A 24,613-nucleotide genomic window follows, 5' to 3' on the forward strand; every position below is an offset into this window, starting at 1 on the left:
AAAGCAGTATAGTTTAGGCATTTATAGCAAGTGCAGTAAGAAGGGTTTTATAAATTTGTAATTTAGGGGTTTGCTCGGTATAGGGGCTTATAGCAAGCAGCGGGAATGGTAAACGTGTTTTAAGTGAATCTAGGTTTGCTTGGTATTCACCCATGGTGGCATCAACTTGGTTAGCAATCCAACCAATGCAATTAACACCCATACTTTGCATATGTGCTGCAGTGAGTAACGCATGATTTATACAGCCTAGTTTCATCCCTACCACTAATATTACCGGCAGTTGCTCTGCTTTTACCCAGTCGTATAAATATTCGTTATTATTAATTGGCAATGCCCAGCCGCCCGCACCTTCTGTTAAAAGGTAGTCGGCACCTTGTTGCTTCACATTTTTATAAGCGGTACGTAGCTTTTCAACACTTAGGTTTACTCCTACTTGCTCTGCTGCAATGTGCGGAGCTATGGCGGGCTCAAAAGCAAATGGATTAATAATGTCGTACTTAGCGCTCACGGTCGCGCTTTCCATTAGCATTAAGGCATCGGCATTCACAAGCTGATCAAACGCAAGTTCACACCCTGATGCAATCGGTTTAAAGCCTATTGCGCGCTGTTTATGTTGAGCGAGTAACTTTAATAGCAAACTGGTTACGTGAGTTTTACCAGCGTCGGTATCGGTACCGGTAATAAAAAATTGCTGCATTGCCTTACCTTTAAATTTTTGCTTTTTCTAATGATAACAATACCACATGGTAAGATACATGGGCTTGGTTGTTTATAAGCGGATACGCCGCACATACTTTTTGTAGCGCCGATTTAGTTAATAAACCAGGGCGTTGCGTTGCTTTATTTTGCGACGTTGCCCCAATGGCTTTAATTGAACTAATCGCTTTAAGCGGGCTTGTAAACTCATCAGTATAAATAACCTCTGTCGCGTTATTAACAATAAACCCTGCCTTTTTGACCGATTGGTTTATATTATCGCTACTTAAAAAGTTATTAATGTGGCTATGCGAATCGAGCGCGGCAAACGCGGTTTTTATTTCACCAAGTGAGCCTTCTACCACCGTACTTATGTACGCCTGCCCACCGGGCTTTAAAGCTGAATGTAATGAATACATTAGCATTTCAAAATTAGCCGACCATTGCATTGCAAAATTACTAAATACCACATCAATACTATTTTGTTGTAATGGCAAATTATCCATGTCGGCGCAAATACGCGGTGCGGTTACTGCACTATTTTTAAGCATGGTAAGGCTTAAATCCATGGCAATTACTTGTTTATATATTCCTTGTAACTCTTCGGTATTCACTAACGGCCCAGCACCTAAATCAACACAATGTTTGTGCTTTGTGCTCGCATCAAGCTTAATGAGTTTAATTAAATCGATTGCAGCTTGTTTTTGTACATGTGCGTGGGCTACATATTGGTTTGCCGCCGTTGAAAACTTGCGTTGCGTTACCTGCTTTAAACTATTAACAGCTAAACAAGCTAACGGTGACTTTATACGCGAGTTAGCATTTGTAGCGTGTGCGCTTATCATGCAATGGCCTTTTTTAAACAGCTTACCAATGTTGTAATATCTTGCTCGGTATGGGCGGCGGTTAAGGTAATGCGTAGCCTTGATGTATTATGCTGCACCGTGGGCGGACGAATAGCGGTTAGCCAAATCCCCCGTTGTTTGAGCTGCTCACAAGCTTTTAGAGTCTGTTCGGCACACCCTAAAATTAAGGGTTGAATGGCAGTGGTCGAATCCATTAAAGCAATTTTGTGCTCATTGGCTAAACGTTTAAATAAAGCAATATTAGCGTTTAATTTTGCACGCTTGTGGTTAGCATCACGTATGGTTTTAATTCTTGATAATGTATGCGAAGCAATAAATGGCGACATTGCAGTCGAATAAGTGTAATCGCGGTTAAACTGCAACATGTAATCAATAAATTCACTTGAACCTAATACACACGCCCCGCTACTTGCCACCGCTTTACCAAAGGTGATCACTAAAATATCTGGTAAATTATCTGCCGCTATAAGTGGCTCACAACTTCCCAAACCCGATTTACCCAGTACGCCAAAGCCATGCGCATCGTCTATCATTAACCAGGCGTTATGTGCTTTAGCTAAACTCAGTAACTCAGTTAATGGTGCTTGGTCGCCATCCATTGAGAATACACCCTCACTCACAATCAATTTATACTTAGCATTGGACTTTTCCAGCCGTGAACGTAAATGATTCATGTCGTTATGGTTAAAGCGTACAAGCGCCGCGTTTGCATGCAGTGCGCCATCAATTAAGCTCGCATGATTAAGTTTATCCTGAAAAATCGCACTTTGCTGAGCAATGGCTTTATCTTGAAATAGCGCTTTTATAACACTGCTATTAGCACTAAAGCCCGAATTAAACAGCATGGCATTGTTATAGCCCAACTGAGCACATAAGTATTTTTCGAGCTGTTGCTGCGCACCTTGATAGCCTGTTACTAAAGCGGAGCTGTGACTTCCCAAGCTCTGTAAGCCCTCAAGTAAAGTGGGCTCATCGGCAAAGCCTAAGTAGTCATTACTGGCAAAGTTAAGATAGCGTTTATTATCAACTATAATTTCACGCGCACTGGCCTGCTCAATAACATAACGCTTACGGTTAAGCGCGCTTTGCTGGCGCGCTTGTAAATGGCTATTTATAAAATCAAATGACATAGCAATACACAATGTTAAGCAGGATAAAACAATTCTGAACTGGCTTTATCGGCCACTTTAGAAGATAACGACGCAGCAACGGCTTCATCTGAATAGTCTTCGGCCGTTTCAGGGTTCATACCCAGCTTTTTAATTAATTGCATATCGGCATCTGCTTCTGGGTTTTCAGTAGTAAGAAGTTTATCACCATAAAAAATGGAATTAGCACCGGCAAAAAAACACATCGATTGCATTTGCTCATTCATTGCGCTGCGCCCTGCCGATAAACGTACATAGCTGTGCGGCATCATAATACGCGCGGTGGCAATAGTACGAATAAACTCAAACTGGTCTAAGTCGTCTACGTTTTCAAGCGGTGTTCCTTTTACTTTTACTAGCATGTTAATTGGGACGCTTTCTGGTTGCTGCGGCAAATTAGCCAATTGCATTAATAACCCATAACGATCGCTGGGTTGCTCACCCATTCCGACAATACCGCCTGAGCAAACTTTCATACCGGCATCACGCACATGATCGATAGTGTTTAGTCTGTCTGCAAAGGTACGGGTAGATATAATTTGTTCGTAATATTCAGGTGAGGTATCTAAATTATGGTTATAGTAGTCAAGCCCTGCATCACTCAATGCATGGGCTTTTTCATTGGTAAGCTTGCCCAACGTCATACAGGTTTCAAGGCCAAGCTCTTTTACTTCTTTAACCATTTTTGAAATGTACGGCATATCACGATCTTTAGGATCTGACCACGCAGCGCCCATACAAAAACGGGTGGCGCCTTTTTGTTTTGCAAGGCGTGCTTGCTCTACTACTTTTTCTACCTCTAGCAGGCGCTCTCGTTCTAGGTCGGTTTTATAATGACCCGACTGCGGGCAATATTTACAATCTTCAGGGCAAGCACCTGTTTTTATTGATAGTAAAGTAGAAATTTGCACCTGATTAGGATTAAAATTAGCACGGTGTACCGTCGCCGCTTTAAAAAGCAGATCGTTAAACGGCATTTCAAATAAGGCTTTAACCTCGCTATGGGTCCAATCGTGGCGAACTGTTGCAAGCTCCATAATACTCTCTTTTATTTTTTGCTCTTGGTGTTATTGGCTTAGAATACGTATTGCCGTACCATTGTCAACGGAGCCCACTTACTTAAAGTTTACATATGAGCATAAAACACACAATAGACCTTGATTTTGACCGAAATCACATTTGGCACCCTTATACATCAATGACTCAACCAATTCCGGTTTATCCTGTTACACACGCCATTCACAACCTTATATACCTAGAAACAGGCGAGAAACTCATTGACGGTATGGCCTCTTGGTGGAGCGCAATACATGGTTACAATCATCCCGTTTTAAATAATGCGATGACAGAGCAAATCAATAAAATGAGCCATGTAATGTTTGGCGGCATTACTCATTACAGCGCAGTGGAGCTCTCTAAAAAGCTAGTAGCGATAACGCCCGAGCATTTAAATAAAGTATTTTTAGCCGACAGTGGCTCGGTAAGTGTTGAAGTAGCGATTAAAATGGCACTGCAGTATTGGTTAAGCCAAGGTATTAGTACTAAACAAAAGTTAATGACTCCGTTTAAGGGCTATCATGGAGATACCTTTGCGGCCATGAGTGTGTGCGATCCAGTTAATTCTATGCATAGCTTGTACTCTGGCTTTTTACCTGAGCATGTATTTGTACCTGCACCTATTAGCCAATTTAATGACGAGTTTAATCAAGCCGAGGCGGATGAACTAGAACACTATTTTTTAAAACACCACCAGCACGTTGCCGCCTTTATTATTGAGCCCATAGTGCAAAACGCGGGAGGAATGAACTTTTATCATCCTGAATATTTAGCCTGTGTGCGCAAGTTATGTACTCAATACGATGTATTGCTCATTTGTGATGAAATTGCCACAGGCTTTGGCCGTACAGGTAAAATGTTTGCTGTAGAGCACGCCAATGTACAGCCAGATATACTTTGCATTGGTAAGGCACTTACCGGCGGCACTATGACTTTATCAGCCACATTAACGACCGACAAAATAGCAATAGGCATTAGCGAAGGTGAAGCCGGTGTTTTGATGCACGGACCTACATTTATGGGCAATCCACTCGCCTGCGCTGTGGCATGTGCCAGTATAGACTTGTTGCTGGAACAAAATTGGCAACAGCGAATTTGTGAAATAAACCAAGCGCTACAGCAATTACATCAGTGTAACTCACTTACTGATGTAGCGAATGTTCGCACTTTAGGTGCAATTGGCGTGGTAGAGCTGACAGATGAGGCAGGAATAGTAGATGTAGCTAAAATTCAGGCTTACTTTGTTAGCCAAGGAGTGTGGATACGACCCTTTGGTAAACTAATTTACCTAATGCCGCCGTATATAAGTGACGACACCAGTATAAAACACCTTTGTGATGCAATATATAGCGCCATAAAGGGTAAACATTACGTATAGATAGTTAATTATTTAACCGCAAAAGTTAAAATTTAATTGATACCTCTGTTTAGTTATTATTCGTCTGTAAAGTTTAGTAAATTTAGCCCCTTGGCTTGATTTAGTGTGTTGATCTGAGTGGGCTTTAGGGATATGATAATGACTATCATTTACAATAAAATCTATGGACTCACTGCTATGAAAATATTACTAAAGCCTGCCAAGACATTAAGTGCAACTTTTTTACTCGCCTCTGCGATTTTTGTACAATCGGCACTTGCTAATGGCCCAATTGGTGAGCATGTTAATCACCTTCAAGCTAATTTAAAAACCTACAACGAAGACGTTGAGTGGATGGTTTCAAAGGTTGATACCCTAGTAAGCGATTACGAGAAAAAAGGCGCTAAAGCAGTTAACACTGATGACTTAATTGAGTACTGGGAATCGGTTAAATTTCACAGCGCCATAGAAACAAATTATGTCCCTGTGTACGCCTCTATTTGGCAAGGTTTGTATGGCATAAAAATGGCTATCGACAACAAAAAACCAGCATCCGAAGTACGTACGCAGCAACAAGCAATGAACAATGCCCTATGGCAGGGCCTAGGCGCAGTTAAACTAGCGGCTCAGTTTCAACAAAAGGGATTATTAAAAAGCGTTAAAGCCACAGCAACAAAAGAAATGACGCAAAGCGCGACCATAGATGAAATTAAACACAAATTAGACCGAGTGGTCGCTAAATACGCAGAACGCTTAAGCGATGAAGCAACGAGTATAGTTCACGATACTTACCTGCACTTATTTGAAGGCGTTGAAGGCACACTCATTGAGCAAGACGCTAACTTAGTAGAAGTACTTGAAAAAGACTTTAACGTAACCCTACCGCAGGCTATTTCAGCTAATAAAACAGTAGATCAAGTACGTGACGTGGTTGTTGATATGCAAACTAAGTTAACCCGTGCACAAGCGCTAATTGAAAAAGCTGAAAAAGCCCGTAAGGATGTATTTTAAGTGGATCGCAGAACCTTTATTCAAGGCTTAGCTGCGTTAGGGGTAGCGGGCGCTTTGCCGCTATCTCTTTCACGCGCGTTTGCCGCTGATATTGCCAACCCCGTATCGGTAGATACATTACCTAAACTAAAAGGCGCACTCACCCTTTATTTAGGACGTGGTGAAGGTGGCTTATACGAAAACGTTTTACAAGCCATTCAAAAAAAGAACCCTGATTTAGACCTTGCTATTCGACGCGGCCCAACTGCGGCATTAGCTAATACGATTGTTGCCGAAGCCAAAGCGGGTGTTAAACGTGCAGACTTATTTTGGGCTGTCGACTCAGGTGCTATTGGTTTAGTAACCGATGCAGGGCTTGCTAAACCTATGCCTAGTGATTTATCTGCACAGCTACAGCCACAATTTAGATACGATGAGTGGGCACCTGTAACTGGTCGTATACGTACTTTGCCTTTTAATACTGAGCGTTTAACCAAAGAGCAAATTCCAAGAAGCATTATGGACATTGCCGACAGTGATTTAAGTATTGGTTGGGCACCAGCTTATGCTTCTTTTCAATCGTTTGTTACCGCTATGCGAATTTTAGAAGGCGATGATAAAACTGCTAAATGGCTTAAAAAAGTGCAAAAACGCTCAAAAACTTACGCTGGCGAACTCGGTGTGGTAATGGGCGTTGAACGTGGTGAAGTAGACATTGGTTTTGCTAATCACTACTACACGTTACGTTTGAAGTCTGGTAAGCCCGACGCCAAACTTGATCTTGCATTTACACAGCAAGATGCCGGTTGTTTAGTGAATGCCTCTGGTATTTTATCGTTATCTGACGACCCGCTAGCAACTAACTTTATGCGCTATTTGCTCAGCGTTGAAGTGCAAAGTTATTTAGCGAGCGAAGCGTATGAAATTCCGCTAGTTAATGGCATAAAGCAACCTGATGGCTTGCCTAAATTAACCAGTATTTCGCCACCAAAAATAGACTTAACTCAGTTGGCTGACTTACGCCCAACTATTGACTTAATGCGCAGCAGCGGCGTTTTATAATGCGAATACCACCATCTTATCCTATGGCGCTGCTTGCAGCGCTTGTTACCCTTACCCCTATTTTTGTTTTAATAACGCTTGCCAGTGATGCAAGCTCTTTATTTGATAGTCATAATTTAACTATTTTAGGCAATACCCTGTCGTTAATGGGCTTAACCGTATTAGGCTCAATTTTAATTGGTGTGCCACTGGCATTTATTAGCGCTTATGTGCAGCTGCCGTTTAAAAAGTTTTGGCTGGTGGTGTTTGCCGCCCCTTTAGCTATACCAAGTTATATTGGGGCATTTACGCTTTACGCTGCATTTGGCCCTGGTGGTGAAATACATAACTTACTTGGTTTTGAAACACCATCTATGTATGGCTTAACTGGCGCCGCTATTGTAATGACCTTGTATACCTTCCCGTTTGTAATGATGACAACCCGCTCCTCCCTACTTAGCCTAGATGCGAGCATGGTCAATGCAGCGCGTACACTGGGGATGTCGATGACACAAAGCGTGTTTAAAGTTATTTTGCCCCGTGTTGTAAATGGTATAGCTGCAGGCTCGTTACTCGTTGCCTTATATACGCTATCAGACTTTGGTACACCGGCAATGATGCGTTTAGACACCTTCACCCGCGTTATTTATGTAGAATATAACGCCTTTGAACTGAGTCGTGCGGCAATGCTGTCTATGCAGCTAATGGTGATTGTTGGCTTTTTACTAATGATTGAATCGCAAATTAAAACTGCATCTGAACGCCAAGGCCGGCCCCTTATTTTATTCCCAAAAAAATGGCAATTAGGCGCGATGTTTGCCACCTTTGCCCCTATTTTATTACTTGCAATTGGCTTACCACTCACAGTATTTACACTTTGGCTAATGCGTGATGGTTTTAGTTCGTTTGATTTTAGTATTGCATGGCACTCTACTTACGCTTCAGCCATTGCAGCTATTGTTACAGTTATTGTGGCTATTCCTGTGGCGCATGCGGCATTAACCGGAAAAGCAGGTAAAGTAATGGAACGCGTTACTTATTTTGGTTTTGGTATTCCGGGAATTGTTATGGGCACAGCGCTTGTATATGGCGGCTTACAACTGCCGTTTTTATATCAAACACTGGGCTTGTTGATCATTGCTTATATGCTACGCTTTTTACCGCTTGCGGTTGGCTCTGTGCGTACAAGTACCGAGCACCTCGATCCAAGCTTAGTAAAATCAGCCCGTGTGTTAGGCGCAAGCCCACGTGAAGCTTTCACACGTATTACTTTACCACTGACTATGCGTGGTATTATTGCAGGGGCCGCTTTAGTCTTTTTAGAGTCGATGCGTGAATTAGAAGCCACACTATTATTGGGTCCAACTGGTTTTGAAACCTTATCTACTTATTTATGGCGTGTTTACGAAGCCGGTTATTTTGGCCGCGCAGCAATACCTGGTTTATTGCTAGTGGTGATTTCGGCGGCGGCTTTAGCTATTATGATGTCTGGCGAGAAACGCAACCAGTTTGAACATTAAGGATTTATATAAATGCTATCTGTAAGTCAGTTGTCTATAGATTATGGCAGTAATCGTGTTGTTAGTGACTTAAATTTCACTTTAGGTGAAAGCGAAATTTTAATGCTTGTTGGTCCAACAGGTTGTGGTAAAAGTACTATTTTACAGGCCCTAGCAGGGCTTTTACCAATTAGCGATGGTGAAATTAAAGTTGCTAAATGGACTGCTACACCAAAGCATACTGTAGCCCCTGAAAAACGCAGTGTAGGTATGGTTTTTCAAGATTTTGCGTTGTTTCCCCATTTAACGGTTGAGCAAAATGTGTGTTTTAAACTTAAAGACACAAGCCCTGCTGATCATTGGATAAAGCTACTCGGTTTAGATGCGTTTAGACATAAAAAACCAGCGACACTTTCAGGCGGACAAAAGCAGCGCGTAGCATTAGCGCGCACCCTAGCTCACCAGCCAGACTTTGTATTACTTGATGAGCCACTATCAAACTTAGACGCGGCTTTAAAAGACATGCTACGTTGGGATATACGTAATGCGCTTAAAGAAGCCGGCGTACCCGCTATTTGGGTTACGCACGATCAAGAAGAAGCACTTTCGGTGGGTGACCGTGTTGGCGTGCTAAAGGGCGGAAAAATACAGCAAATTGATAGCCCAGAGCAATGCTTTAGTGCACCCAACAATCGCTTTGTAGCACGCTTTTTAGGTGAAGCTAGTTTTATAAAAGGAACGCTGAGTAACGGCCAAGCACTTACCGATATTGGTAATGTACCCGCCCATGGTGTTGACTGTGAACACGGTGAGGTCGAGGTTTTACTTCGTCCAGATGATGTATTATTAGTACAAAGCAGTGTAGGAAATAATGGCGAAGTAATCTGGGTACGCTTTGAAGGCGGCAGCAGATTATGCGCCATAAAACTAGCCTGTGATACTGTGGTTACAAGTCGGGTGAGTCATGAAGTAGTGGTAAATCCTGGTGATAACGTACATGTATCGCTTAGTACCTCTCATCCGCTGGCGGCATTTAAAAGCTAGCGCTTTATATATTCTATTTTGGAGGAAACTATGAACGGACCAAATCCAAACAATCCATCACCTATGGAAGGGTTTCCTCAAGTAGGTTATTTAAAAAACTTTATCACCTCTGCGAATATAGACGTTGGTGATTACACCTATTACGACGACCCTGACGGCCCTGAAAACTTTGAAAAAAATGTACTGTACCATTTCGATTTTATCGGAGACCGTCTCATTATTGGTAAGTTTTGTGCGATAGCTAAAGACGTTACTTTTATAATGAATGGGGCGAATCATCAAACCTCCGGCTTTTCTACTTATCCTTTTTTTATATTTGGTAATGGCTGGGAAAAATCTGCACCTCAACAAGGTGATTTACCTTTTAAGGGAGATACTGAAATAGGTAATGATGTGTGGATAGGTTACAACGCGACTATTATGCCTGGGGTCAAAGTTGGTGATGGTGCTATTATAGCAAGTAAATCCGTTGTAACGTCTGATGTGCCCGCCTATGGCATTGTTGGCGGTAACCCTGCAAAATTGATAAAAACGCGTTTTGATGATGAGACCATTAATAAACTTTTAACGATTGCATGGTGGGATTGGAGCAGTGAAAAAATCACCGCTCATTTAGATGCTATTACACGCTCTGATATAGACGTATTAGCTAAAATTTAACGTTTACCATTCAAACATGTAAGCCATTTTACTAATCGTTTTTAACGGTATGTTATGGCTATTGCGTTTGGCGTATAAGTGTTGCATTGATTTATCTTTTACTTCACCAACAATCACTTCTTTTACCTGATAGCCTAAAGCAATGGCTGCTTGTGAATAAGCAATAAATTCCCACTTTTTAATATTGGTGTTATCCACTATTACCAGTTCAATGCCTTGTGCTAAGGCATTAATAAAACGGGCCAAGTTTAAATTATGATATTGCGATAATTTAAACTTATCAAAATGATACTCACCCTGCTCGTTAACAAAGTAATCATCTGTTGAGCAAATAAAATATTGGCTTTCATCTGCACCGGAAAGTTCCTCGGCGAGATTTTGCGCATAATATGACTTACCACTGCCTGGTAGCCCTCGTAAAATAAAAACTTGTTTCATAGCATCCATTTTTTATTAATACGTCAATTCGGTTTATTTGCTAATAATGCCACAAATTGATGAAATTTCAGAGCAACAAATGGTAATAGTGGTTATTTAACTGTAAAAATTGGTTAAAAAAACAACGTACCACTAAAAACTTTTAAAGAGTTGCCCACAACAGTTTTTTTATTTTACTTTACTAGGTATTATACAAGGTTCAAGTGCAGTGACCTCAAATGCTAAAAAGCATGAGTAACGCACAGTTAATTTATATAGTTAGGCAACTTATATCATTGGAGTGAAGATGAGCCATTTAGCGATTTCAGAGCTATTAAAAGGCAATGTTGCGGTAGACAGCCAAGTAACCATTAAAGGCTGGATCCGTACACGCCGCGATTCAAAAGCAGGAATATCATTTTTAGCCGTTCATGACGGTTCGTGTTTTGATCCTATTCAAGCGGTAGTTCCTAATTCACTGAATAATTATGATGAAGTTACAAGCTTAACAGCAGGCTGTTCTGTGTCGGTTACCGGTGTATTAGTACAATCAGCAGGACAAGGTCAATCTTTCGAAATTCAAGCTAACTCAGTAACTGTGTTAGGTTGGGTTGAAAACCCAGACACCTACCCAATGTCGGCTAAACGCCACAGCATTGAGTATTTACGTGAACACGCTCACCTTCGCCCTCGCACTAATATGATTGGCGCAGTAACACGTGTACGTAACTGTTTAGCACAAGCAATCCACCGTTTTTACCATGAGCAAGGGTTTTACTGGATCAGCACGCCAATTATTACTGCAAGTGACTGTGAAGGCGCAGGTGAGATGTTCCGTGTATCAACGCTTGATATGCAAAATCTGCCAATGACAGACAAAGGCGAGATTGATTACAGCGAAGACTTTTTTGGTAAAGAAGCCTTTTTAACGGTTTCAGGCCAACTTAATGGTGAAACGTACGCTTCAGCAATGTCAAAAATTTATACTTTTGGCCCAACGTTCCGTGCAGAAAACTCTAATACTTCACGTCACCTTGCTGAATTTTGGATGGTAGAGCCAGAAGTTGCGTTTGCTGATTTAGAAGACATCGCAAAACTTGCTGAAAACATGCTTAAGTACGTGTTTAAAGCCGTATTGGAAGAACGCCGTGACGACATGGAATTTTTCGCATTACGTGTTGAAAAAACAGCCATTAGCCGTTTAGAAGAATTTGTTGAAAAAGACTTTGCCCAAGTTGACTATACCGACGCTGTAGAGATTTTAAAAGCGTGTGGCAAGAAATTTGAGTACGACGTTGAATGGGGTGTAGATTTACAGTCTGAGCACGAACGCTACCTAGCTGAAGAACACTTTAAAGCACCGGTTGTTATTAAAAACTACCCGCGTGATATTAAAGCATTCTACATGCGTCAAAATGAAGACGGCAAAACTGTTGCAGCTATGGACGTAGTTGCACCAGGTATTGGTGAGATCATTGGTGGTTCACAACGTGAAGAGCGTCTTGATGTATTAGATGCACGCCTTGAAGAGATGGGCTTAAACAAAGAAGACTACAGCTGGTATCGCGACCTACGTAAATACGGTAGCGTGCCACACTCTGGCTTTGGTTTAGGGTTTGAGCGCTTAGTTGCTTATGTTACCGGTATGGGTAACGTACGTGATGTAATTGCGTTCCCACGTACGAAAGGCAGCGCAACGTACTAAGCTAAGCTAAGCTTTGTAACGTTAAATAAAAAAACCAACCCGCGGGTTGGTTTTTTATTGTCTGATATATTAATGTGCATAAATACTTGAACAATTTGACTCCCGCTTAGGGAAGCAAATTGTTATAAATACTAAATCTTTATAAATATTTTTCGTTTATAAAGCATATTCGAAATTACCCAAAAGCCAATAACATGCAATAAAGCAAAGGTGAACGATGCCAATTTAGCGCTCATAACTAATGCGAGTTGCTGATACATCCAATCCCCCAAGTTTAGCTCGCCAATATTTATCAATGAATAGCTCAGTACCCACACAGCCGATAATACATATATAAACAGTGGATTTGATCCATACACAATTAATGGATTAACAAGACGTTCGGGTTTAACAATGTCGCAAAGCCAAACAAAAAACGCCAAAACAATACAGGCAATACCTGATGTGTAAATAACAAAGCTACTGGTCCAAAGTGATTTATTAATTGGCATAACCAGTGAGCTTAATTGCCCAATAACAACTGCAACTACACCAATAACTAATAAACGCTTAATGCTTGTCCACTGGCTACTTGTGCTCGTTAACAGGCGGGTCACTTCAAAACCAAATAATACACTCACCACAGCGGGTAACGTACTGATCAGCCCTTCTGGATCAAATGCTAGCCCTTTGCCTTGCCACAAATGCGACTCACCTAGTACAGCAATATCAACCGCTCTAACTAGGTTATGTTCGAGTGTATAAGCGTTTTCAGCGCCAACACTTAACAGTAATAACCAATAAGCAACTAAGAGAATAACTGATAGCGTTAACACCCCTCGCCTATTTAAAAACAACACACAAATAGACGCTAAAATATAGGCAATCCCTATACGTTGTAGCACACCTAGTATCCTTAAATTTTCAATACTGGTGGTAAAGGGGTAAATATTTAATGCTAAACCAATGGCAAATATAATTGATCCACGCTTAACTAGCCTTAATACTTGGCTAGCACTGGCTGGGCTGTTGGTTTTTTTAAACGAAAAAAACATCGCAGAGCCAATAATAAACATAAAAAACGGAAAAATTACATCCGTTGGGGTGCAGCCATGCCAATCTGCATGAAGTAATGGGGCATACACATGGGACCACGACCCTGGGGTGTTTACCAGTATCATTAACGCTATGGTTAGCCCGCGCATAGCATCAAGTGCTTTATACCTTGTCATTTTGGCTCCTATTTAATATTTTGTATTATTACAAATGACAACGCTGTCACTTTGTAGCAAAAAACCCTAAATCGCAAGTAATTTAGATAAGTGGCATGTTTGAATTAAAAAAGCCGCAGAATCAATAATGAAACGACGGCTTTAAATCAGAATTTGTTACTTTAGAAGCGGCATATTGCTATTGCTTTATAGTGCTTGCTCTAACTGTGGTAAAACATCAAATAAGTCAGCAACTAAACCGTAATCAGACACTTGGAAAATTGGCGCATCAGGGTCTTTATTAATGGCAACAATAACTTTTGAATCTTTCATACCCGCAAGATGCTGAATGGCACCACTAATACCCACGGCAATATATAAATTAGGCGCAACAATTTTACCTGTTTGCCCTACTTGCATGTCGTTAGGCACAAAGCCCGCGTCAACCGCTGCACGTGATGCACCAATAGCTGCACCGAGTTTATCGGCAATGCCATTTAATAGTGCAAAGTTTTCACCATTTTGCATACCACGACCACCCGAAATAACCACATCTGCAGCCGTTAGTTCTGGACGCTCAGATTCAGTTTGCTCAACGCTTACAAAACTACTTAGCTGTGAGTCAGATACCATATCTACGGCGGTTACATTAGCTGGTGATTGTTCGCCCTGTAAATCAAAGCTACTCGCACGTACTGTGATCACTTTTTTACTATCGAGCGATTTAACCGTTGCAATAGCATTACCCGCGTAAATTGGGCGCTTAAATGTATCAGCGTCTATTACATCAATAATTTCTGAAACCTGGGCTACATCTAATAATGCGGCAACACGCGGCATAAAGTTTTTACCTGTAGTAGTTGCACTTGCCACAATATGGCTGTAACTGTCAGCTAGTGATAACACTAAATCTGTCATACTTTCAGCGAGTTGATGCTCATAAACTGCATTATCTGCAAGTAAAACATTCGCAACACCCTCAATGCTCGCGAGTGACTCACTCATGGCGCCAAGGTTTATGCCTGCTAATAATACATCTACGTCAAAGCCTAATTTTTTAGCGGCGTTAATCGTTTTTGAGGTTTCTGGTTTTAAGGCACCGTTATCGTGCTCTGCAATTACAAGAGTTTTCATTTAAATCACCTTTGCCTCTGTTTTAAGTTTTTCTACAAGCTGTGCAACGTCTTCAACAATAATCCCGCCGCTGCGTTTTGCTGGCTCTTCTACAGTCACTAATTCAATACGCGGTGTTAAATCTACACCTAGCGAATCAGCCGCAATAACTTCTAACGGCTTACGTTTAGCTTTCATAATATTAGGTAGCGACGCATAACGTGGCTCATTCAAACGTAAGTCTGTGGTGACTATTGCGGGTAAATTAAGTGCAACAGTTTGCAAACCGCCATCAACTTCACGAGTAACATTTACTTTGCCATTTTCAATAACAACTTTAGAAGCAAACGTGCCTTGGCCGCGATTGGTCAACGCTGCTAGCATTTGACCTGTTTGATTATTATCAGAATCAATAGACTGCTTACCTAAAATAACCAGTTCAGGCGATTCTTGCTCAACTACTTTCGCAAGTAACTTTGCAATATGAAGAGATTCTAGGTTTTGCTCAGTTTCAACATGAATCGCTTTATCAGCGCCCAAAGCTAATGCTGTTCGTAATTGTTCTTGCGATGCTTTAGCGCCAATAGTAACAACAACTACTTCGGTTGCAGTACCCGCTTCTTTTAAACGAATCGCTTCTTCTACAGCAATTTCACAAAATGGGTTCATGGCCATTTTAACGTTAGTTAAGTCAACACCGCTGTTGTCAGGTTTAACGCGAGCTTTTACGTTGTAGTCGATCACTCTTTTTATTGGTACGAGAACTTTCATAGGGACTCCATAATTATTTAAACCTATAAGCTAACGTCTACGTCAACCTATTTATTTTATGAAATCAGACTACTTCCTGTTGACGTAAACGTCAACCTAAAATAACCTTAAACTATTCACAACCTGTAACGATTAATTTGCATAACAAAGAAACAGGTTGCTTAGCTTACTTTTTGCCAAATAATGCAAAGGTGAGTCCGTCATAGATAAAGAGGTTATTATGATTGAACGCGAAACCATGGAATTTGATGTTGTTGTTGTAGGGGCTGGTCCTGCGGGGCTTTCAACAGCAATTAAACTCGCGCAGCAAGCACAAGAAAAACAACAAGAGTGCATGATATGTGTAGTTGAAAAAGGCTCAGAAGTTGGCGCACATGTATTATCAGGTGCCGTTTTTGAAACCAAAGCACTGGACGAATTACTGCCAAATTGGCAGGAGCTTGGCGCTCCTGTATCGACTAAAGTGGTAAATGATGAAATTTACTGGTTTAACAACGAACATAAAGCAACCTCAATTCCTCACTTTGCTACACCTAATACATTTCATAATAACGGTAATTACATTGTTTCTATGGGTAATGTATGTCGCTGGTTGGCAGAGCAAGCAGAAAACCTTGGAGTAGAAATATTTCCAGGCTTTAGTGCGCATTCAGTCATCATTGAAGATGATGTTGTAAAAGGCATCATTACTGGCGATATGGGTGTAGATAAAAATGGCAATGAAAAAGACGGTTACATGCCAGGTATGGAGCTACGCGCTAAGTACACAGTATTTGCTGAGGGCTGTCGCGGTCATTTAGGTAAGCAACTTATCAATCAGTTTGCTTTAGACGATGAGTGTTCACCACAGCACTATGGTTTAGGTTTTAAAGAAATTTGGCACGTTGATGAATCTAAACATCAATTAGGTAAAGTTGTACACGGAACCGGTTGGCCATTAAGCGGTGACACTGGCGGTGGCGCATTTATGTATCACAGCGAAAACAACCAAGTGGTTGTGGGGTTAATTGTTGATTTAAATTACTCTAACCCACACTTAAGCCCGTTTGATGAATTTCAACGATTAAAACATCACCCTGTTTTCAGAAATACACTTGAAGGTGGAGAACGCATTGCCTATGGCGCACGTGCTATTGCTAAAGGCGGTTTACATTCATTACCAAAAATGCACTTTCCAGGTGGCTTATTAGTGGGTTGTGATGCTGGCACGCTTAATTTTGCAAAAATTAAAGGCAATCATACGGCTATGAAGTCAGGCATGATAGCCGCTGAAGTTATTTTTAATGCGCTACAAAACGATTTAGCCAATACTGACTTAACCCAGTACACCGCTGAGTTTAAAAAGTCATGGGCGTATAAAGAGCTGTATCAGTCTCGTAATTTTGGCCCTGCTATGCATACCTTAGGTAAATTTGCAGGCGGCGCATATAACACGCTTGACCAAAATATATTTAAGGGTGCCCTACCGTTTAGCTTTAAAGATAACGTACCTGACCATGCAACTTTAAAAGACGCTAACCAAGCTGAAAAGATTAACTATCCTAAGCCTGATGGCAAACTCAGTTTTGATAAGCTTTCTTCAGTGTTTTTATCTAATACCAATCATGAAGAATCGCAGCCGTGTCACTTAAAACTAAAAGATGCATCAATTCCGATTAACGTTAACTTAGTGAAATTTGACGAGCCAGCACAGCGCTACTGCCCTGCCGGCGTTTACGAAGTACAAGAAGTAGAAGGCGAGCAATCCTTTGTGATCAACGCGCAAAACTGTGTGCATTGTAAAACCTGTGATATCAAAGATCCGAGCCAAAATATTACCTGGGTAACTCCCGAAGGTGCTGGTGGCCCTAACTATCCCAATATGTAACAACCTTTCTATAGAAATTATAAACTTATCCTAAATTGCAGGGGCTTCGGCCCCTTTTTTGCGCTATGCTGTTAAGTAATATGAATGAATGAGAGTGTGTTATGGCGTCGTCGAGTGTAATTTTTCGTTTTTTAGCAGAGCCAACCGATGTAAATTTTGGTGGTAAGGTGCATGGCGGTGTGGTCATGAAGTGGATTGACCAAGCGGGTTATGCCTGTGCTGCGGGCTGGAGCGGCCACTACTGTGTAACGGTATCGGTTGCGGGCGTTAAGTTTAGCCGTCCTATCTTAGTTGGCCAAATTGTTGAGGTTGAAGCAAAAATTGCACACACCGGCAAAACCAGCATGCAAATTTTTATTCAAGTTCGCTGTGGCGACCCGAAAACACAAAACTTAGTTGAAACTAATCATTGTGTTATTAGCTTTGTTGCTATGGATGAAACGGGTTACCCTGTGGCGGTGCCCGAATTTAAATCGGTTACAGATGAAGACAAAAAGCTAGAGAACTACGCAATTAAAATGAAGCAAATAGCCATCGAAACAGAAAACTTGTTAGATAAAGTTTAATTTAGTCGCTTTTATAGGTATGTAGAAACTACAACAACTTGTAAAAGCTACAATTTTTAATTTTTATGGATTAACTGCACGCTGAACACCTGATTGTTTTGCGTGCCAAAAAAACCAAAGTAGCTCAACAAACACACATAAAGGCCAAATACTATTCGAAATAATACTTGGCACGCTCACTGCAATTAGTAAATCGACGTTTGATGAATTAATCGAACAAATCGATATTATTTTTTAAAGGAGCTATATAATGATTAAAACACTTTCTCTTTCTGCACTTGCTTTAGCAACACTGGGTTTTAATTCAGCTGCACAAGCTGATGTTACCGACATGGACTCTCCGCGCATTTACACCGGTATTGGTTATGGCCAATATTCATTTCAGTTTGAAGATAGCGAAAACGACACCGACTTTGATGACGACGCGCAAATGTTAAAAGGTTACATTGGTACCCAATTTAATGAACATTTAAGTCTTGAGCTTGCATATCTAAATTTTGATGAAGTGAGCGATATAGACAGCAAAGCTGAAATTGATGGCGTATCGTTAGCAGCACGTTTTGCAGCGCCGATCACTGAAGACTTTTCTGTTTATGCCAAAGGTGGTTGGTTTGAATGGGATGCAGACGTTACTCAAGAGCTACCAGTTGGCAGCATCAGCGCATCTCAAGATGGCGGCGACGTGTTTTACGGTGCAGGTATTGAATATGCATTTACAACCAATATGCAAGTGCGTTTAGAGTATGAGCGTTATGAATTAGAAGATGATATTGATCCAGAAATGGATGTTGCGTCAGTATCATTCCAATACATGTTTTAATAATAGCTCAATTATTAAAACGTTAGGTAAGGCTATTTTTAGCCTTACCTTTTTTATTTCACATTTAAACCTGTTAGTCTAAAAATAAAATACCCCCAAATTAAGCTAATGCCAGCAACGTCAATAAAAGGTAGAATAACGCTCTATTTTTCTATGACTGAGCATTATGAGCGATTATCAAATTTCGGCTATTGGCCATATTCAATCTCCGTATAAACAAAAATTTGCCATTCCTAGACAGCCTAGATTAGTACCCGAGGCTAAAGCTAAACTGATTTTTGCCAAAGAATTTAATCGTGAAGAATTTGTTCGCGGGTTAGATGAATTTAGCCATATTTGGCTGTTATTTCGTTTTCATGAAACTGCTGATAAAGGCTATTCAGCAATGGTGCGCCCGCCGCGCCTTGGCGGTAATGAGCGTAAAGGCGTGTTTGCTACTCGAGCAACTTTTCGTCCAAATGCCATTGGCATGAGTGCAGTAAAGTTAGAGGGAATTGAGTATAAAAACGGTCAGTTAGCGTTATTGCTCACCGGTATTGATTTACTTGACGGCACACCCATCGTAGATATAAAACCTTATTTACCCTATTCAGACGCATTACCCGATGCAAGCGCTGGATTTGCCGATACGCGTCCAGAAACACAAATGAGTGTTGAGTTTAGCCAACAGGCTATAGAATTTATAAATAAGCAAAGTCACTACCCCGAGCTACAAGCATTTATTAGTAATGTGCTAAAGCAAGATCCACGCCCTGCCTACAAAAAGCAAAAACAAGGCGTGCAAAGCTATGGTATGAATTTGTATGAATACAACATTACTTGGCAAGTGACTGACTCTCATCATCTGGTTACTCATATAGAGCTCAGTTAAGTCTGTTGTAAAGCCCTGCTATGGCTATAAAATGCGATAAAAAATCACTTAGCGCTTTAGTGTCAATGCAACCGCTGGTAAACTGAGCGCCTTAATTAAAAGAACATATCACTCTATTTCGGAAAAAACATGCGTACTAGTCAATATATACTCGCTACACTTAAAGAAACGCCATCCGATGCGGAAATTGTCTCGCATCAATTAATGCTTAGAGCCGGAATGATCCGTCGCGTCGCTTCGGGTTTATACACTTGGCTTCCCTCTGGCTTACGTGTGCTAAGAAAAGTAGAAAACATAGTACGCGAAGAAATGGATAAAGCCGGCGCAATTGAAATGCTTATGCCTGTTATTCAGCCTGCTGATTTATGGGAAGAGTCTGGCCGCTGGAGTGAGTTTGGTCCTGAGTTAATGCGCTTTACCGACCGTCATAATCGTGAATTTGCCATGGGCCCTACCCATGAAGAAGTGATCACCGATTTTGTTCGTAAAGAAATTAACAGCTACAAACAACTACCAATTACTTTGTACCAAGTACAAACTAAAGTACGTGATGAGCGCCGCCCACGTTTTGGTGTTATGCGTGCCCGTGAATTTACTATGAAAGATGCCTACTCATTCCATTTAACCGATGAATGTTTAGATGCAACGTATCAAGTAATGCACAAAGCCTACTGTAATATTTTTGAACGTTTAGGCTTAGATTACCGCCCAGTAATTGCAGATACCGGTTCTATTGGCGGTAGTGTATCGCATGAGTTCCATGTACTTGCTGAATCTGGCGAAGACGCCATTGCTTTTAGTGATGCCAGCGACTATGCCGCTAATATTGAAAAAGCCGAAGCATTAGCGCCAACTGAAGCGCGCCCACAAGCAAGCAAAGAGTTAAAAGCATTCCCAACGCCTGATGCAAAAACAATTAGCGAGCTTAAAAAACACTATGGCGTAAAACCCCATCGCGGTATTAAAACATTAGTGGTTTATGGTACTCCTAATGAAGACGGCGTACGCGGCCTTGTTGCATTAGTACTGCGTGGCGATCACGAGCTAAATGAACTCAAAGCTGAAAAACATCCATTGGTTGATTCTCCACTTGAAATGGCAACCGAAGCAGATATTGTTGCTGCCATTGGCGCAAAACCAGGGTCTTTAGGCCCAGTTGGCTTAAACATGCCTATTATTGTTGATAGAACAGCGAATGTAATGGCTGATTTTGTAGCCGGTGCCAACAAAGACGATGAGCACTTTAGTGGTATTAACTGGGATCGCGACGTAACAGGCTACGAAGTTGCTGATATCCGTAATATTGTAGAAGGCGATCCTAGCCCGTGTGGTCAAGGCACGTTGCAAATTAAACGCGGTATTGAAGTGGGTCATATTTTTCAACTAGGTACTAAGTACTCAGAAGCATTAAAAGCAGGTGTACTGAGCGAAACAGGTAAAAACCAAATAATGACTATGGGTTGTTATGGTATTGGTGTATCGCGTATTGTTGCTGCAGCTATTGAGCAAAATAATGACCAATATGGTATTACATGGCCTAAAACTATCGCTCCTTTCGATTTAGCGATTGTGCCAATGAATATGCATAAATCGCATCGTATTCCTGATATTGCTAATAATCTATACCAAGGTTTAAAAGATGCAGGTTTGGACGTGTTATTTGATGATCGTAAAGAGCGCCCTGGTGTTATGTTTAATGACATGGAATTACTCGGTGTACCTTACACGCTTGTCATTGGTGAGCGTAACCTTGATGAAAATAAGGTTGAACTTAAAAACCGTCGCACCGGTGAAAAACTCATGATCGATATCGATAGCGCGATAGAAACTATTAAAGCGCAATTTAAATCATAAGCCTTAAGTTAATAAAAAAACCGCTGTATGATTTTTTCATACAGCGGTTTTTTATTAATAGCTTATAAACCAAGGTTCGCTTATCTAATACTAGATAAACACTAAAGCTAAGCATATAGCACTCTCTCTTAAGGATAATTTATAAAAAAAGGTCGCTGTGCGACCTTTTAAATACTTTGCAATTTAGATGGTTATCTAAACAACACGTCTTCGCGGTTAAACCACTTAACACAAAATGCTAGTAGCGCACCAGCTATCAGTGCCGTAGCCAAAAATATCAATCCCACCAGCGTGTAATCGACTGTGCCTTTAATAATTTCTTTAATCGCTAAGGCGACGTTAGTAACCGGAATAAAGGCTGTTTTAGCGGTCAGTTCCATATTAGGCATTATGGAAATAATAATTGGGAAAAATACCACCATACTTAATGGCGTCATGTAATTTTGTGCTTCTTTAAACGAACGTGCATAGATTGAGATAGCCAATGCTAATGCAGAAAAAATAGCTGCAATTGGCAATAACAATACAAAAATCATCAGCAAGTCTGTAATACCTAATGTACTAAACGCGGCTTTAATGAACTCTAGATCAGCAAATGCCAGTGCTAATGCAATCCAACACCCCATACTAATCACGGTGATAGTAGTTGATGCGATTGAAGTTGTGAGTAGAGTAATAAATTTACCCAATACTAGCTCTGTACGAGTAATGGGGGTAAGTAATAACGTTTCTAAAGTACCACGCTCTTTTTCGCCAGCGCCTAAATCAATTGCTGGGTAAGTTGCCCCCATTAGCACTAACGGGATAAGTAAATAAGGTAAAAACCCACCTACTTTTTCACCTAAGTTTTCACGTTTGTCAGCAGTATCAACTTTAACCACATTAATTGGCTTTAAAATAGATTGTTGTGCGCTTTTATCAATACCAAAGCTTAATAGTTTACTTTCTTGAAGTGTATCGCTGTACTCTTTAGCAAGCTCTTTTACACGCTCAAATAAGAAGTTAATTGATTTTGAATCATTAAATACAACTTGCCATTCACTTTGCTTTTTATCATTTAATGTTTGTACTGCATCGCTTGGTAAGTATATTCCCATGTCGATATCGCCAGCGGTTACCCCTGCTTTTAGCTCCTCGACACTATTAAAAGTTTTATCGCCTTTATATAATTCAAAACTTTTATGATAAAACACTTTATCAGTAAATTCTGGAGCAAAGTCGCCATTGATAATCGCGTAAGTATTCACTTTTTGCTCTGCATCAAGCGCGGCTTGCGAAGAGATAAACGCAACCACAGCAAATAACAATGGAAAAACCACAATCGGAAATACCACCACGAACAACAAGGTTTTTTTATCGCGTAGCAGCTCGGTTAATTCCTTTTTAAATACCTCAAACATCTTGCTTCTCCGTTAATATGTTCATAAACGCTTGGTTTAATTCTTCGCTGTTACCCGTTTGTTTAAATTCAGCGAGCGTGCCATCAAAACAACTTACACCTTCATTAATAACCGCTACACGGTCACATAAAAGCGCAACCTCATCTAAATGGTGAGTAGAAAAAATAACAGGAGTGCCTTGTGCTTTTAAGCCTTTAATAAAGTTAATTACTGTTTGAGTGGTCATAATATCAAGCCCTGTGGTTGGCTCATCAAGAATAACAACATCTGGGTGATGGACTACAGCACGCGCTATATTGGCTTTTTGTTTCATACCGGTTGATAGGTTTTCAGCGCGCTTATCAATAAATTTATGCATATCGAGTAAGGTAAATAGCTCTTCACAGCGTGCCTTGATCGCTTGCTTACTCATGCCATGTAGTTTTGCAAAATATTCGATATTTTCTTTTACCGTTAAACGGCCATATAAACCAGTAGAGCCAGACAAAAACCCAATAGATTTACGCCCAATAAGTGGCTTTTTAATTATGTCATTTCCAGCAATTGTAATACTGCCATCATCCGGTTTTAAAGCCGTAGAAATCATTCTTAACGTGGTGGTTTTGCCCGCGCCATTAGGGCCCAGTAGCCCCAGCACTTCGCCTTTTGCACAACTGAAGCTGACATCTTTAACCGAGTGAAAATAATCTTTATCTTCGCGTGGATCAACTTCATCTATTTTATTTTTTTTATGATCTTTAGTGAGCTTAAACTTCTTTTTAAGCGCGGTGACTTCTATCATTTTCGTGTCCTTCGTTTCGGTCTAAAATAGTCCGTGTTGTCATAAAATGATGAATTGTTATTTTCTTCATACCAACCAGGAACACCTAATAAGGGTAAGGGTGAAAGCTGTTTATTATCGGCTAAACAATCATCATTTTTAATCATCTCATAAAGTCGCTGATCTAGGTACTGGTACTGAGTTACTAAATCTTTACAAAATATTTCATCGGGTACATTTACAAATAATGCTTTCCCTGTGAGCCCAATATAAGGTTTGGTCAACATTTCGTAATTAGCGTGGCCAAACATGAATGGCGCTATAGTTTTACCCCACTGCTCTTTATGCGTTATAAATGCTGTTTTCCATTGGTGGTCTCTTAAGCATACTTTCCAATTAGAATCACTAATAGCTAAAACCACGCCACACTCGTCAAACAGGGTTAATGCATTTCGATGTTTACTGCGTTGCTTTAAACCATGCACTGCTATTTCATCTACATGACGCTGATTGATAAGGGCTTTTGTTTTTGGGAATAAACACCAAATAAAACCACCAAACAGATCATGCCAATTTTGTTGGCGAGTAGGTACTTCACCAGTTTCAAAAATAACTTGTTCATAATAACGCTCTGCAAAGTCAACCTTGGCATCATCGACAAAACGAATGGGGAGATTATTTGCGTTTATGGCGTTTAGGTACGGGGAAAAATACGCTGGTTCAGGCCAGTCTGATTGTTGATGAATTTTAAACAACTGACGTAAGTGAGCAAATGCCCCTGTGTTTAGGCTCGTTGCTTGGAATTGTTCTGGGGGAGTAAAACGCTTCATTGTTACCTTTACTGTACATTTTTATCCCTAACAGTTTACCGCAAAAACTGGTTCTAATTAACAGAAGTTCATATACTAGGGCCACTTAGAAC

Annotated in this window: 23 protein-coding genes; 12 read left to right on the forward strand and 11 right to left on the reverse strand. The window is 40.7% G+C overall.

Translation table 11 applies throughout. The annotated features are described in order from the left end of the window. Nucleotides 1-13 precede the first annotated feature (13 nt). The 4 genes from bioD to bioB are packed head-to-tail and all read right to left on the reverse strand — an operon-like array spanning nt 14 to nt 3,747. A complete protein-coding gene (gene bioD, locus AC0L7Q_RS07875; RefSeq protein WP_413402077.1) occupies nt 14-697 on the reverse strand; it encodes a dethiobiotin synthase in 684 nt (227 codons plus the stop codon). 10 nt (nt 698-707) lie between these two features. Continuing rightward, a complete protein-coding gene (locus AC0L7Q_RS07880) occupies nt 708-1,541 on the reverse strand; it encodes a methyltransferase domain-containing protein (protein ID WP_413402079.1) in 834 nt (277 codons plus the stop codon). Next, a complete protein-coding gene (locus tag AC0L7Q_RS07885; protein WP_409425500.1) occupies nt 1,538-2,692 on the reverse strand; it encodes an aminotransferase class I/II-fold pyridoxal phosphate-dependent enzyme in 1,155 nt (384 codons plus the stop codon). Before AC0L7Q_RS07885 ends, AC0L7Q_RS07880 begins: the two co-directional genes overlap by 4 nt. Before the next feature lie 14 nt (nt 2,693-2,706). Beyond that, nucleotides 2,707-3,747: a biotin synthase BioB gene (bioB, locus tag AC0L7Q_RS07890; protein ID WP_010390068.1), complete on the reverse strand. Its 1,041-nt coding sequence runs from the start codon at nt 3,745-3,747 to the stop codon at nt 2,707-2,709. Between the two features lie 95 nt (nt 3,748-3,842). On the opposite strand from bioB, the gene bioA reads away from it, so the two are divergent. From bioA to AC0L7Q_RS07920, 6 genes are all read left to right on the forward strand, one after another. Then, nucleotides 3,843-5,144 (forward strand): adenosylmethionine--8-amino-7-oxononanoate transaminase, encoded by a 1,302-nt coding sequence (bioA, locus tag AC0L7Q_RS07895; protein ID WP_413402081.1) that lies wholly within the window; start codon nt 3,843-3,845, stop codon nt 5,142-5,144. A gap of 177 nt (nt 5,145-5,321) precedes the next feature. Then, the gene (locus AC0L7Q_RS07900) at nt 5,322-6,134 is read left to right on the forward strand and encodes a hypothetical protein (protein WP_413402083.1); all 813 of its coding nucleotides are present in this window, start codon (nt 5,322-5,324) and stop codon (nt 6,132-6,134) included. Next, entirely contained in the window at nt 6,135-7,175 is a 1,041-nt protein-coding gene (locus AC0L7Q_RS07905; protein WP_413402085.1) for an ABC transporter substrate-binding protein, read from the forward strand. After that, nucleotides 7,175-8,674, forward strand: a complete 1,500-nt coding sequence (locus tag AC0L7Q_RS07910; protein WP_413402087.1) for an ABC transporter permease — start codon at nt 7,175-7,177, stop codon at nt 8,672-8,674. Before AC0L7Q_RS07905 ends, AC0L7Q_RS07910 begins: the two co-directional genes overlap by 1 nt. A 12-nt stretch (nt 8,675-8,686) precedes the next feature. Then, entirely contained in the window at nt 8,687-9,697 is a 1,011-nt protein-coding gene (locus AC0L7Q_RS07915) for an ABC transporter ATP-binding protein (protein WP_413402089.1), read from the forward strand. Nucleotides 9,698-9,727: 30 nt separating this feature from the next. Beyond that, nucleotides 9,728-10,357, forward strand: a complete 630-nt coding sequence (locus AC0L7Q_RS07920) for a Vat family streptogramin A O-acetyltransferase (RefSeq protein ID WP_413402091.1) — start codon at nt 9,728-9,730, stop codon at nt 10,355-10,357. Nucleotides 10,358-10,360: 3 nt separating this feature from the next. Here the strand turns inward: AC0L7Q_RS07920 and AC0L7Q_RS07925 are convergent, their stop codons facing one another. Further along, nucleotides 10,361-10,795, reverse strand: a complete 435-nt coding sequence (locus AC0L7Q_RS07925) for an ATP-binding protein (RefSeq protein WP_008113825.1) — start codon at nt 10,793-10,795, stop codon at nt 10,361-10,363. A gap of 286 nt (nt 10,796-11,081) precedes the next feature. On the opposite strand from AC0L7Q_RS07925, the gene asnS reads away from it, so the two are divergent. After that, the gene (gene asnS / locus AC0L7Q_RS07930) at nt 11,082-12,479 is read left to right on the forward strand and encodes an asparagine--tRNA ligase (protein WP_008113822.1); all 1,398 of its coding nucleotides are present in this window, start codon (nt 11,082-11,084) and stop codon (nt 12,477-12,479) included. A gap of 131 nt (nt 12,480-12,610) precedes the next feature. On the opposite strand, the gene AC0L7Q_RS07935 is transcribed toward asnS, so the two are convergent. The 3 genes from AC0L7Q_RS07935 to AC0L7Q_RS07945 form a co-directional block, all read right to left on the reverse strand. Continuing rightward, nucleotides 12,611-13,690 (reverse strand): acyltransferase family protein, encoded by a 1,080-nt coding sequence (locus AC0L7Q_RS07935; RefSeq protein WP_413402094.1) that lies wholly within the window; start codon nt 13,688-13,690, stop codon nt 12,611-12,613. Between the two features lie 186 nt (nt 13,691-13,876). Beyond that, nucleotides 13,877-14,803 carry an electron transfer flavoprotein subunit alpha/FixB family protein gene (locus AC0L7Q_RS07940; RefSeq protein WP_413402096.1) on the reverse strand — a complete coding sequence of 309 codons (927 nt, stop codon included), beginning with the start codon at nt 14,801-14,803 and terminating at the stop codon, nt 13,877-13,879. Then, on the reverse strand, nt 14,804-15,553 hold the full coding sequence (locus AC0L7Q_RS07945) for an electron transfer flavoprotein subunit beta/FixA family protein (protein ID WP_413402099.1): 750 nt from the start codon (nt 15,551-15,553) through the stop codon (nt 14,804-14,806). Nucleotides 15,554-15,773: 220 nt separating this feature from the next. Here AC0L7Q_RS07945 and AC0L7Q_RS07950 point away from each other — a divergent pair, with 220 nt between their 5' ends. From AC0L7Q_RS07950 to AC0L7Q_RS07970, 5 genes are all read left to right on the forward strand, one after another. Continuing rightward, a complete protein-coding gene (locus AC0L7Q_RS07950) occupies nt 15,774-17,420 on the forward strand; it encodes an electron transfer flavoprotein-ubiquinone oxidoreductase (RefSeq protein WP_413402101.1) in 1,647 nt (548 codons plus the stop codon). 101 nt (nt 17,421-17,521) lie between these two features. Next, a complete protein-coding gene (locus AC0L7Q_RS07955; RefSeq protein WP_008113812.1) occupies nt 17,522-17,986 on the forward strand; it encodes an acyl-CoA thioesterase in 465 nt (154 codons plus the stop codon). Nucleotides 17,987-18,236: 250 nt separating this feature from the next. After that, nucleotides 18,237-18,806, forward strand: coding sequence for an outer membrane beta-barrel protein (locus AC0L7Q_RS07960; protein WP_054200983.1), 570 nt, complete (start codon nt 18,237-18,239; stop codon nt 18,804-18,806). Between the two features lie 166 nt (nt 18,807-18,972). Continuing rightward, a complete protein-coding gene (tsaA, locus tag AC0L7Q_RS07965) occupies nt 18,973-19,677 on the forward strand; it encodes a tRNA (N6-threonylcarbamoyladenosine(37)-N6)-methyltransferase TrmO (RefSeq protein WP_413402103.1) in 705 nt (234 codons plus the stop codon). Between the two features lie 129 nt (nt 19,678-19,806). Beyond that, entirely contained in the window at nt 19,807-21,531 is a 1,725-nt protein-coding gene (locus tag AC0L7Q_RS07970; protein ID WP_413402105.1) for a proline--tRNA ligase, read from the forward strand. A gap of 191 nt (nt 21,532-21,722) precedes the next feature. On the opposite strand, the gene AC0L7Q_RS07975 is transcribed toward AC0L7Q_RS07970, so the two are convergent. From AC0L7Q_RS07975 to AC0L7Q_RS07985, 3 genes are read right to left on the reverse strand one after another with little or no spacing between them, the layout of a single operon-like run. Beyond that, entirely contained in the window at nt 21,723-22,931 is a 1,209-nt protein-coding gene (locus tag AC0L7Q_RS07975; RefSeq protein ID WP_413402107.1) for an ABC transporter permease, read from the reverse strand. Then, nucleotides 22,924-23,712 carry an ATP-binding cassette domain-containing protein gene (locus AC0L7Q_RS07980; RefSeq protein ID WP_413402109.1) on the reverse strand — a complete coding sequence of 263 codons (789 nt, stop codon included), beginning with the start codon at nt 23,710-23,712 and terminating at the stop codon, nt 22,924-22,926. The genes AC0L7Q_RS07975 and AC0L7Q_RS07980 overlap by 8 nt, the downstream gene beginning before the upstream one ends. Beyond that, nucleotides 23,709-24,521, reverse strand: coding sequence for a DUF3025 domain-containing protein (locus AC0L7Q_RS07985; protein WP_413402111.1), 813 nt, complete (start codon nt 24,519-24,521; stop codon nt 23,709-23,711). Before AC0L7Q_RS07985 ends, AC0L7Q_RS07980 begins: the two co-directional genes overlap by 4 nt. Between the last annotated feature and the right edge of the window lie 92 nt (nt 24,522-24,613).

The organism is Pseudoalteromonas sp. KJ63-1 (assembly GCF_055808145.1).